This window comes from Moorena sp. SIO3B2 (assembly GCF_010692525.1).
Taxonomy (GTDB): domain Bacteria; phylum Cyanobacteriota; class Cyanobacteriia; order Cyanobacteriales; family Coleofasciculaceae; genus Moorena; species Moorena producens.
In genome coordinates, this window is sequence record NZ_JAAHHE010000035.1 from 1 (window position 1) to 12,207 (window position 12,207).

The 12,207-nt window shown below is 43.2% G+C and carries 11 protein-coding genes; 2 read left to right on the plus strand and 9 right to left on the minus strand.

Annotation, left to right across the window (positions count from 1 at the left end; translation table 11 throughout):
• A partial coding sequence (locus F6K38_RS11260; RefSeq protein WP_287248863.1) for an arginase family protein occupies positions 1–1,485 on the minus strand: 1,485 nt, incomplete at its 3' end.
• A gap of 410 nt (positions 1,486–1,895) precedes the next feature.
• On the opposite strand from F6K38_RS11260, the gene dhaK reads away from it, so the two are divergent.
• Positions 1,896–2,969, plus strand: a complete 1,074-nt coding sequence (gene dhaK / locus F6K38_RS11265) for a dihydroxyacetone kinase subunit DhaK (protein ID WP_287248861.1) — start codon at positions 1,896–1,898, stop codon at positions 2,967–2,969.
• Between the two features lie 121 nt (positions 2,970–3,090).
• Positions 3,091–3,717 (plus strand): dihydroxyacetone kinase subunit DhaL, encoded by a 627-nt coding sequence (dhaL, locus tag F6K38_RS11270; protein WP_287267063.1) that lies wholly within the window; start codon positions 3,091–3,093, stop codon positions 3,715–3,717.
• Here dhaL and F6K38_RS11275 read toward each other — a convergent pair.
• From F6K38_RS11275 to F6K38_RS11310, 8 genes are all read right to left on the minus strand, one after another.
• Complete coding sequence (locus F6K38_RS11275; protein WP_287356625.1) at positions 3,678–3,818, minus strand: hypothetical protein; 141 nt, start codon at positions 3,816–3,818, stop codon at positions 3,678–3,680. The genes dhaL and F6K38_RS11275 overlap by 40 nt on opposite strands.
• Positions 3,819–4,053: 235 nt before the next feature.
• The gene (locus F6K38_RS11280; protein WP_008179017.1) at positions 4,054–4,236 is read right to left on the minus strand and encodes a hypothetical protein; all 183 of its coding nucleotides are present in this window, start codon (positions 4,234–4,236) and stop codon (positions 4,054–4,056) included.
• 311 nt (positions 4,237–4,547) lie between these two features.
• A complete protein-coding gene (locus tag F6K38_RS11285) occupies positions 4,548–6,896 on the minus strand; it encodes a beta propeller repeat protein (RefSeq protein ID WP_287267065.1) in 2,349 nt (782 codons plus the stop codon).
• A 155-nt stretch (positions 6,897–7,051) separates the two neighbouring features.
• Positions 7,052–7,840: an FkbM family methyltransferase gene (locus F6K38_RS11290; protein ID WP_008179019.1), complete on the minus strand. Its 789-nt coding sequence runs from the start codon at positions 7,838–7,840 to the stop codon at positions 7,052–7,054.
• Positions 7,841–8,083: 243 nt separating this feature from the next.
• Entirely contained in the window at positions 8,084–9,097 is a 1,014-nt protein-coding gene (locus tag F6K38_RS11295; protein ID WP_008179020.1) for a glycosyltransferase family 2 protein, read from the minus strand.
• A gap of 153 nt (positions 9,098–9,250) precedes the next feature.
• Positions 9,251–10,264 (minus strand): glycosyltransferase family 2 protein, encoded by a 1,014-nt coding sequence (locus tag F6K38_RS11300; protein ID WP_008179022.1) that lies wholly within the window; start codon positions 10,262–10,264, stop codon positions 9,251–9,253.
• A 573-nt stretch (positions 10,265–10,837) separates the two neighbouring features.
• A complete protein-coding gene (locus F6K38_RS11305; protein WP_008179024.1) occupies positions 10,838–11,119 on the minus strand; it encodes a hypothetical protein in 282 nt (93 codons plus the stop codon).
• Positions 11,120–11,158: 39 nt separating this feature from the next.
• Positions 11,159–12,184, minus strand: coding sequence for a glycosyltransferase family 2 protein (locus F6K38_RS11310; RefSeq protein ID WP_008179026.1), 1,026 nt, complete (start codon positions 12,182–12,184; stop codon positions 11,159–11,161).
• Between the last annotated feature and the right edge of the window lie 23 nt (positions 12,185–12,207).

Sequence of the window (12,207 nt, forward strand, 5' to 3'; positions counted from 1 at the left end):
GCGATTGGCAATGGCATCCACTACGGTTTCAAAAATGCCCAGGGAGTTTTCCACCATGGTGTTGAGGGTATCGAGCAGGGGATTAATTTCACAGATTTCCCAACAACACACCCGTGGATCTTTAACCAAAGTTTCGTTGAGCAGACAGGCTTCCTTGACAAAAATCCCATTTGGAGCTGGGGTTCCCGTTCCCATACAAATTGTGGAGTCCATACTGTCCACGTCAAAAGTAACGTAAATCAGATCCACCCCCTCTAGCTTCTCTAAACACCGTTGGGCAACCACATCCGCACCCAAGGTACGAACTTGCTCAGTGGTCATGTTTAAGATCTGGTGTGTTTCTATCAAGTGGTCTTCAGCCTCTTCCGTATCTCGTACCGCAACATACACCAGATCCTCAATGCTCAAATTCGCGCTATCTGCCAGCCCCAATCTTTGGCACAGGTTCCACAGTTCTAAGGTGTCTGAGTCAAGATCATTGATTTGCTTGGCCAGATTATCAGTAGCAGTCGCCATCGCCAAAGGCATCCCATGCATATTTCCCGATGGAGTAGTATAGGGAGAGTGAATATCAGCATGGGCATCAATCCAAACCACTCCCAAGCGATGATTCGGAAAGGCTTTTTTGATTCCGGCGATTGTCCCTGCTGCCGTTGAATGATCCCCACCCAGTACCACTGGAAACAGCCCCTCCTGTAGGGTTTGGGCTACTACATCGGTGGTTCGGCTCAGCACCTGATATAGCTTGTGAATATACTTGGCGTACTGATGTTTGTGTCCCAGAGCATCTGCCCAATTTTCCGTTTGTACTTGTAAACTATCCAGACTCAAAACACCATTCTCGGCATGCATTCGTGCCGCCTGTTTTTGGATAGCAGCTTCTCTCAAAGCAGCAGTTCCCATGGATTGACCGCGCGTTCCCGCTCCTAATTCAGAATCAACTTCAATCAGGGCAATGGAGGAAAACTTTGCGACTTTCTGGTACTGAAGCAAAATCTTTTTAAAACTGCGTAAGCCTGCGATCGAAATCTTCAGACCCGATTCATAAGTCTGAGTGGCAATAAACTCTTCAAAATCAATTTCGCCATCTGCATTTAAATCAGCTTTTCTCACCAAGGTAGCAATTTCTGAATCAGTTACGGTAGTGTTGAAGCACTGGATAATCTGCGTGAACTCCTCAATCGATAATTTGCCACTACCATCAACATCAATCAGTTCAAACACCTGTCGCAGATCAGCCCTAATATCGAGATCTTGGCGGTTTACCATCCACTCCATAAAGGCATCCCGGGTCACAACATCATCTGTGTTGAGCAGATTGAAAAGATTGGTTCGGTCTTGAAGGGAAATGCCTTGTCCCAAAACCTCTAGAGCATCGATGATTTCCTGACGAGTGATAAATCCATCACCATTGGCATCAAACAACTGGAACACCTGGTCAAATTCTGCATATCGTTGAGATGACATTGCTTTGGTTATGGTCATGGTTGAATTTCCTTATGTGTTACCATAATTGGCAAAATTGGGATCGGGATTATACTACCATTTGGATTGAACCATGGCATAATTGGTTAAAGGTTGTATGAACAGGGCATGGCTGAACTAGCGATATAGTTTTTTTGCGATCGCACTCCTGAAATATAGTGCTATAGCGCAGCGCTATATTTCCAAGCCAAAAAAAATTGCGGTTTCAACAAAAGGGCGTTGAATCATTAAGCAATGCCTATTTATCTTGTTGTGGAAGTAAGAATAAGCAAAGCTTTAGACTTGTGACAAATAGAAGATCGGGCAACGGATGAGTAACGGATGTAACGGATGGCAGTATTGGTAGAAGGGGAAGTTGGGGCAATTACCCATGACCCATGACCCATGACCCATTACCACTGATATCAATCATGAAAAAATTAATCAACCATCCCGATAATGTTGTCAGAGAAAGCCTAGAAGGGATGGCTTTAGCCCATCCTGACCTGCTCAAAATTAATCTTGACCCCCCCTTGATCTACCGCGCTGATGCTCCCATATCAAACAAAGTAGCGATTATTTCCGGTGGCGGTAGTGGTCATGAACCCTTGCACGGGGGCTTTGTGGGTGCCGGAATGTTAGATGCCGCCTGTCCCGGTGAAGTGTTTACCTCTCCCACCCCCGACCAAATGCTAGAAGCTGCCAAAATAGTCAACAGTGGTGCAGGGGTTCTTAATATTGTCAAAAACTATAGCGGTGACGTCATGAATTTTGAGTTAGCTGCCGAATTAGCTATCTCAGAAGGCATCCGAGTCCTCAATATCCTAATTGATGATGATGTAGCGGTTAAAGATAGCCTCTATACTCAAGGCAGGCGGGGGGTAGGGACAACATTATTAGCCGAGAAAATCTGTGGCGCTGCTGCTGCTGCCGGTTATGACCTCAAACAACTGGCTAATCTCTGTCGCCAGGTTAATAGTAATGGACGCAGCATGGGTATGGCCTTGACATCCTGCACTCCTCCTGCTAAAGGGAGTGCCATGTTTGACTTGGGGGAAGCAGAAATAGAATTTGGGATTGGCATTCACGGGGAACCGGGAAGACAACGAATGTCCCTCAAATCAGCGGATGAGATGACTGAAATGCTAGCGCTATCGATTATTGAAGATTCTGCCTATAGCCGCACAGTGCGAGAGTGGGATGAAGATAAAGCAGAATGGACAGAGTTGGAAATAACTGACCCGCCTTTTCAGAAAAGCGATCGCATTCTGGCATTCGTAAATAGCATGGGTGGTACTCCCTTGTCGGAACTGTACATTGTGTATCGCAAATTAGCCCAAATCTGTGAACAAAAGGGACTGGAAATCGTGCGTAGTCTGATTGGTCCTTATATTACGTCTCTAGAAATGCAAGGCTGCTCGATTACCCTACTCAAAATGAACGATGAGCTAATTAAATTCTGGGATGCACCAGTCAAGACACCAGCCCTGCGTTGGGGACTATGATTGGTATCATATCGGGGAGCATTGGTATGGTACAGCTTAGCTAATTGCTAATTGCTCATTGCTAATTACTAATTGCTAATTGCTACCTTGACGCCCTGAGCCCCTGAGCAACTCTGCCACTATGGTAACTAAACATCAAATTATACAGTGGTTACAAGCAGTAGCTACTGTACTAGAACAAAACAAGGACTATCTAACCGAACTTGATGCTGCTATTGGTGATGCTGACCACGGTATTAATATGAATCGTGGCTTTCAAAAGGTGATCACTCAGCTTCCTAAAGTGGCAGATAAAGACATTGGCAGTATTCTCAAAACCGTCAGCATGACTCTAATTTCCACTGTGGGAGGTGCCAGTGGACCACTTTATGGCACCCTGTTCTTGCGCTCAAGTGCAGCAGTAGCAGGAAAGCAAGAACTGACAGAAGAGGATATGGTAAAACTATTCCAAGCAGCAGTGGAGGGAGTCGTCCAGCGAGGCAAAGCCAACTTGGGAGATAAGACCATGTTAGATGCTCTATCACCCGCAGCCAATGCCTTCGCACAAGCTGTAGATAAAGGAGACAGTATGCTAGAAGCCTTGCAACAGGCTGTCAAGGCAGCAGAACAAGGGATGAAAAATACTATTCCCTTGGTGGCCAAGAAGGGACGAGCCAGTTATTTAGGGGAGCGCAGTGTGGGACATCAAGACCCTGGTGCTACCTCAGCCTATTTGATTCTCCAGACACTGCTAGAAACTATTGGGTAATACAGGGAGTCGGGAGTCGGGAGTCGGGAGTAGGGAGTCGGGAGTAGGGAGTAGGGAGTAGGGAGTAGGGAGTAGGGGGAAGAAAATTGACTGTACCTCATAAGTAGCATAAACGCTATAGTTAACGTTTAACTTTAGTAACTTATTAATAACTTAAGCGATCGCATCTTATTGAAGGTCAACCGTCACCCATCAACCGTCACCCATCAACCTTCAACCTTCAACCTTCAACCTTGAACCCTAAACCTTCAACCTTGAACCCTAAACCTTCAACCTTCAACCTTCAACCCTAAACCCTCAACCTTCAACCTTCAACTCTCCCTCAACCGTCAGCCCTCAACCAAATTTGATAATCATAGCTTGCACCAGCTGAATAATTTCAAAGGTGACGAAGACGCTGAGAATAATTGTCACTAATTTATTCAGTATCGGTATGTTGCCATACCCAAACCAAGAGGCAACAAACTTGATTAACACCATACAAATGGCGCTAATGATTAAAAATTGCAGGAGTGCCATAGTTTGATTCCCTGATTAACACGAAACAAGTCAGTAATCTAGTGTATTCCCTATTCAATAAGGAGTACCCTAATTACAAGGAAAATTTTAGAAAAATCTTAAACAATCAATCAAAATTAACCGCTAAGCATTCAGCTATCAGCTATCAGCTATCAGCTAAAGGCATGTGGTCACGCTACGGGAACAGTTTATGCCCATAGTGCACGTTACTTGAAAAATAAGCTGACGGCACCTCAAGTAGCGTGAGCTTTTAGCTCACGGCTGACGGCACCTCAAGCAGCGTGCGCGTAGCGCATATGCTTACATTGACCCTATTGTGATCCGTAGTATATTCCCCTACCATTGGTACCAATAAAGACAAGTCCGAACTCCTGCTTACTCGCCTCCATCACACCAGGTCTATTGCCAATTGGTCGGGAGCGATCGCCCATCCGTGTCCATGTGCGTCCCATGTCAAGAGACTGGAATATTCCTGGTTCTTCGGCACGGCTTTTGGCTGAGCTTCCTGAAGTCCCTGTAGCTTCTTGATTCCTAACCCCATTCTCAAGATTGGGAACATTTCCATCAATATTTCCATAAATATACAGTGCTGGAGTGTCACTCCCCTGGGGTGCTTTACCAAAAGCAAATAGGTGAGCTCTGGTGACTGAAGGCAGCTTAAGGAATGACTTACCGCCATCGGTAGAGCGATAGAAACCCTTGCGGTCTAGACTCAGCCAAATTTCGCCCTTAACCCCTGGCACCGTTTTCAGGGAATGCCAACCTTCATTCCGCAGTGAATCATTCACAACTTGAAAGGATGAGCCACCATCATTGGAACGATAGACTTTGCCTTTGGCATAGTAATAAAACCTGTTGCCATCTACAGGGTCTGCCGCTAAAGATTGAGACCAATTCCATGGACCACCGGGACCATTGGGTAATCCTGACACCTTTTGCCAGGTCACCCCTCCATCCTTAGTGCGCAACGGCTGACCTTGACTAACTGTCACAACAAATAAATTGGGGTTAGTAGCAGACATAGCCACCCGCATCGGCATAGTATTGTCTGGGAATGAGGCAAACTCTTGCCATGTCAGACCACCATCAGTGGAAGTCGCGCCAGTATAGGTTGAATTCCAGCGGTAACCACCAACCCGAACCATCTGTAAGGGTTTAGTTTCACAGTAAGCAATACTATAGGTATCCTGGAATGACTTACCAGGTTCCCCCAGACCAAGTCGTTGAGAGGGGTAAGTATCTAATCCTTGGTTATGGTAGAAACCATCCACATCCGCCACCCCACTTACCAGTATGGGACCACGGGGTGGTGAAACCAGAGTGAACGGAACAACTTCCTCGTGTCCGGCGGCATAGTTAGTCCAAACAACGGGATTAGCATTAAGATCATCTGTCCGCCATACACCATACCAATCCGTAAACCACACTCTTCCCGGTACTTTCGGGTCAAATTCCATCCCTGCCATATGATTGGCAAAAAATTTCTTCGGCCACCAGGGAATAGTGTTGTTAGCAGAAGACTGCTGCTGTTTCCAGGTAGCGCCGCCATCCAACGAACGGTAGAATTTAGTTTTTTGTGTGCGGTTTAGGGCAACTATGATATCCTCACGATTAGCAGGATTCACACTGACCGGACCAAAAATCCGATTAGATCCCCCTGGTTTCATGGTTTTCCAGACACCATTGGCATACTTGTGGACTCCAGGATTACTGGTACTGGTAACGTAGAGGATTTTATTGTTTCCCACAGCCATGCGATTGACTGTTTTTGGGCTACCAGCTACCTGAGTCCAGCTGACCCCAGAGTCAGTAGATTTGTAGATGCCATCTCCATAGGGCGAAGCATACACTAAGCCCGGTACCTGTGTATCAAAGACAATCGCTGTAATACCAATTTTGTTATCTGGTTTACCTGCAAAAGAAGTCACGTTTTCCCAGGTTGCACCAGCATCCGATGATTTCCAAAGTCCATCTTCTCTAGAGCCGAACAGGATAATATTGGAATTGAACGGATCAACAGCTAGTCTCTCTCCTAGCCATTTTTTCTTGTGGTTAGCCCCCATCTTGAGCTCTAGGTTCAACTTTGTCCAAGTTTGTCCTTTATCGGTAGATTTAAATAGTGCTCCTGGTTCAGCCCAGGGATATTTTCCAGCTGCAATATAGACAATAGTGGGATCATTGGGATCAACAGCCAGTGCTTCTCCTCCATAGTAGTTTCTCTGAGAGAAGGGAAAGTGTTCTGTCAGGGGAATCCAACGTTGTTTCGCCTCATCCCAACGATAGAAGCCACCCACATCAGTCCGAATATAAACTAAGTCTTTCTCCAGTGGATGGAGGTAAACACCAGTGACATAACCACCACCTCCGATCGCTACATTAGTTGTGCCGAGGCGGATGTTGTTCTGGTATTTCCGAGAGCTAACTACCTCAGCCTGTCCTGAATTTACCTTAACGATATCAGTGACTAATACAATTGACCCCAGCATCATCAAACTAGTCAGGATCATCAGTCCTAGAGTAACCCTTTGCCTAAACCAAGGGTTTGGTTGGGTAATAGCTCGAATCCGGTGATTGGGAATCCACTTAGCAAGGGTTAGCCCAATCGCAAAAATAAATAAGCCTAAAAGCACCCTGAGTGCGATCGCAAGCAAGTCAATCATCAAAAAAATAGATCAGCAACTTGGACAAGACTTACCCAGTAACTCTACTAATAGAGTACGTTAATAACTCACCCTACTATTTATATCGATTTATAGGGTTTGTTGCCCAGTTTTTTCTAAGTCTTACAGAATGCTGCTGTGTCTTCTAGCTACCGCTAAGGCGTAGCCAAGAAATTCCAAGCAGAGTCTTCTTCACAGATTATCGTAAATTCAGGCTCACTGAGGGGAGCTAACCCCTTTAGCCAACTGTTAAGTTTAAAAATATTCAAACCACACTGGTTGACTAGCAAATCATACATCATACCTGGCGTTATTTTATAATCAACCATGCCACTATGACCAAATTCAAAGACTAGGTAAGGCTTGTGGGTTTTTAAGGTTCGGATAGCACCTTTGAAAACCTGAAACTCTGCTCCTTCTACATCTACCTTAATGAAATTAACCTTGAAGTCAGGTTGAAGGATGTCATCAAGTTTTTGAGTTTTGATAGCAATAGATTCTGTTTGAGCATTGTTATAACCCCAATAGCTGTAGTCTCTTTGTTTTAGACCACTGAGTGCTGGGGCATCAACAACATGCCAGAACGTGGTTTCTCCCTCTAAATCACTCAAGGCAATTTGCCTAACATCAACCTTTGGGAACCGTTTTTGCAGCCTAGTAGCCAGCCGGGGGAGCGGCTCGAAAGCATAGTGATGACCGAGGGGAGCCAGTTGGCATATTTTTGTCAACACACTCCCCATGTTGCTACCCACATCGATACAGTTTGAGGATTTGTCTAAAATCCGCTTCATAATCTGATAGACATAGGTGTCATCTTGCCTGCTGGTCAGGATCTTTTGGCTAGGAGGCTTGATCAAATCAACAATACTTCTTGCCACAGGCTCAAACGGTGTGCCAATCAATAACTCTTTCAGATTAGTTTTTATGGTTAAAGGTAGATTCATTTTTTAGCTGCGTATAAACCTCAGCTTTTATTTTATCGCAGAAAATAATGAGGGTTGAGGAGTTTTATATACAAATTTTTATAAAAGCTTTACAAAGTGTTTGTAAAGCACCATATCATACTAAATCCTGTTCACACAGTGGCTTAGGCGTGCAAAACCTCAAACCCTCTCCCCATGTCCCTATCACCCCATCTCCCCATCAGTAAGAAAAGCTACTTTCACAACCGGACTTAGTATCAAATACTAAGCTTGCTCCTGATAAATTCGGCGCTTTTGTGAAGCTCCTGTCGTTTTTAAAGCCACAGCTTCCATTTGCTGGTAAATAGTTTTAGGTAAAAGTCGGAGCAAATAAGCAGCAGCCCCCGTCAACAGAGTACGAAGCGGTTCCTCTAGCAAAATACGCCAGTAAGTCGCTAAAGCCTTATTAAACAATTCTGTTGCCATCAAGCCTTCGTTGATGCTGAGGGCACGTCGAGCACCAAACCGTAAATAATAGGCGCGGGCTGGGTTTTCACATTCAGCAATTACCTCTGGAGCATAGGCACGTGTTTTATCAATCACCTTTTCTAGAGAGTTTATATGCTTGAGTATACTAGCTGAATGCCCTTGTGAATGAATACGATATAAAGTTAGCGCCTCTGGCAAACCTTCCATCTGCCAATCAGTTTTAATCGCCATGCGCAGCCAACATTCCACGTCTTCGATATTGTGTAATTCAGTATCAAAATAAGCCTCCTCCGTAGCTTGATCGTTTCGGTATCGAATTGCTTCAAACACTTCTCGCCGAATCACTGGTGTTGAACCATTCCCAATCGGATTACGACACATGATATAATCTGTAGTTATATCTTTAGTTTTGGCTATTTGATAGATTCCTAACGGACTTCCTGTTTCATCAATGAACGCAGAATAGCTAAAACTGACTCCTACATGGGGTGATGTTTCTAGATGTAAAACATGCTTTTCTAGCTTTTCTGGAACCCATAGATCATCTCCATCTAAGAAAGCGATATACTCTCCTTGAGCATGGCGAATACCAGTATTTCTAGCGGCTGAGACTCCTTGATTATCCTGACGAATAATTTTAATTCTCGGATCGTTAATTTGTTGACATATTTGGATACTGTTGTCAGGAGAGCCATCATCAATGAGTAGCAACTCAAAATTTTTATAGGTTTGGGCGAGCACAGATTCTACTGTGGCTGCTATATATTTTTCAACCTTATAGACTGGAATAATTACCGATACTTTTTTCATAGTAGACTCAAACCTTGAAATTAGTTAATCATGCTAGAAAAGCACAAAGTAAATAAAGATACGATTCCAAACTAGGTAAACCCTTATAGAATAATATTACTCTATAAGGTTTTTTAATTTTGAATTTTGAATTTTGAATTCCGCCCAGCGGTACTAGTTTTGGACAAGAGGCTGTTTTTTAACATTTTTGAGCAGCTTAGAGACAAGCAATTCAATTTGAGCATATAAAGACTTCGGTAATAACCAAAGCATATAAGCGGCTATTAAGGTTAAGATTGTTCGCTGTGGCTGTTCTAGTAGGATAAGCCAGTGATTGGATAATGAGCGATGTATAAATGTCACAGCATCTGAACCTACTTTAAGACGAACCGCACTCCTAGCCAAGTACCGCAATTGGTAAGCCCTAGAAATGTTTTCCCATCGGCTGGTCACTTTGGGAGCATAGGAACGGGTCTTTTCAATCATTTGTTCCAAGGACTCGAACTGTTTGAAGAGATTGGCTGACAACCCTTGTGTATTAATTCGATACAGGGTTAGTGCTTCAGGTATTCCCTCAATTTTCCAGTCAGTTTGAATAGCGATGCGAAGCCAACATTCAATATCTTCAGCACGACGGAAGTTTTCATCAAAGTAATAATCTTCTGTAGGGCCGTAAAGATTATCCTGATACTTAATTTTGTCAAAGACTTCGCGACGAACTACAGCAGCCGAACCGTTCCCGATCGGACTCTCTCGAAACAAATCAGATATAGTAATATTAGTGAGCTTAGGCATTAGATAGGCACCCATAAAATTTCCAGCTTCATCAATCAAAGCAGAACGGCAAAAACTAACCCCTACCTCTGGAAATTTTTCTAAGTGTTCAATATGTCTTTCCAGTTTCTGAGGCAACCACAAGTCGTCTCCATCTAAAAAGGCTAAATAATCTCCTTTGGCATGGCGAATTCCTGTATTTCGCGCTCCAGCAAGTCCCCGATTAGTTTGGTGAATAATCTTAAGTCGATGATCCGAGAATTCTTGACAAATTTTTATACTACTGTCTGGGGATTCATCGTCAATAATGAGCAGTTCAAAGTTTTGATAATTCTGGTTGATAACCGACTGTACTGCGCTAGCAATATACTTTTCAACTCCGTATACTGGGATAATTATCGAAACAGTTTTCATAGGCTAAAATTTATGAGGTTGTGATCGGTTAGCTATAAGTATTATCTGGTCTAGCTTTAGGTACTTAATTTACCAAAATTATCAACCCGATTTTTATTAAACTTGGACGAACTAATCAGGGATTGAGTTCTCAATAATTCAAACTATGCTTCTTTTGTCTATGTATAGTTTTGTCTATGTATAGTTGATAAGTCACTGTAAGCTTAAACCTCAAGCTGGCAAGTACTTTGGGGCGCTGGTCGCCCCCCAGATAAATTTTATTAGTTTTTGTTTTATAGTTTTATAGTTATCAAGTTTTGTATAATAATTTTTGTTTAATTGTATAATATATTTTCCGGTAGCATTGGTAGTATATACGACAACTAGATAAGACAGTGAACGTCAAAAGTAGGCAATTAAGCAATATCATGATTTCAATCTGCCATCCCTGTAAGCTTATATAAAAGCGATAAAACCAGACTTTATAGAAGTATATCATAATCAAAAAATATAGCAAAAAAAAATGTCTAGCGATAGATATAATTTATCAAAACTAGACATAAATTTCACAATTAGTAGACATAAATTTTACAATTAGCTACAACTCACAAAATATCCAATTTCACTGTCTTGATGCCGTCGCGAATGGAGAGGGGCTGTGCTCACAGGGGTAGGTTTTTTACATTTGGGTGGGGAGTGGGGAGTCGGGAATCGGGAGTGGGGAGTGGCTGACAAGGGTAGGTTTTTTACTTTGGAGATAGGTAATAGGTAATAGGTAATAGGTAATAGGTAATAGGTAATGGGTAATGGGTAATGGGTAATGGGGAATGGATCATTGGCAGACCTATTACCCATTACCCCAAAACCAGCATGCATTGGTAGCAGGGTTTTAGCTATTTGCTAATAGATGACATTTCATGTACCTCTGATTGCTTGAGAAATCCGGCGCTTTTGTGAAGACCCTGTGGTTTTTAAAGCTACAGCTTCTATATGCTTGTAAAGATTCTGAGGTATAACCCAGAGCAAATAGGCTGCAGCCCCAGTTAACACAGTACGACGTGGTTCTTCCCAGAGCATCTGCCAGTAGGTACCCAGAGCTTGGTTGAAGAATTCGACAGCCATGGCACCATCTCTCAAGGTAACTGCCCTACGAGCTAGATACCTCAAATGGTAAGCACGGGCACGGTTTTCCCACTCAACCACCACCTCAGGAGCATAGGAACGAGTCTTCTCAATTACCTGTTCCCAAGACTTTTGTTTTTTGAACAAGTTAGCTGATATACCACCGGAATTTACTCGGTATAGAGTCAAAGAGTCAGCAATGCCTTCCAGGTGCCAATTGGTTTGGATAGCAATGCGAAACCAACAATCCAAATCCTGTGACCCTTGCAATCCTTCATCCCAATAAAAGTCTTTGGTCTTTCCGTTGATAGTCTCTTGGTACTTAATGGCTTCAAATACCTGCTTGCGGAACACAGCACAGGAGCCATTACTAATAGGATTACGGCAAATTATGTCACCGATGGTGATGTCCTTCAGCTTGGGAAGTTGATAGATTCCTAGGGGATTTCCTGCTTCATCGATAAACCCAGAACAGCTAAAGCTAATCCCCAAATTTGGATTGTTTTCCAAATGTTCAATATGTTTTTCTAGCTTTTGAGGCAACCATAGGTCATCGCCATCTAAAAATGCTATATACTCTCCCTGGGCTTGGCGGATGCCTTCATTCCTTGCTGCATTAGCTCCCTGATTTTCCTGACGAATAATTTTGATCCTCGGGTCTAGGAACTCCTGGCAAATCTCTACACTGTGGTCAGGAGAACCATCATCAATGAGCAAATATTCAAAATTTTGGTAAGTTTGATCCAAAACTGACTGTACTGTAGCAGCAATATACTTCTCAACGTTGTAGACTGGAGTAATGACAGAAACTTTTTTCATTTTATCACCGATATTATAGTGAA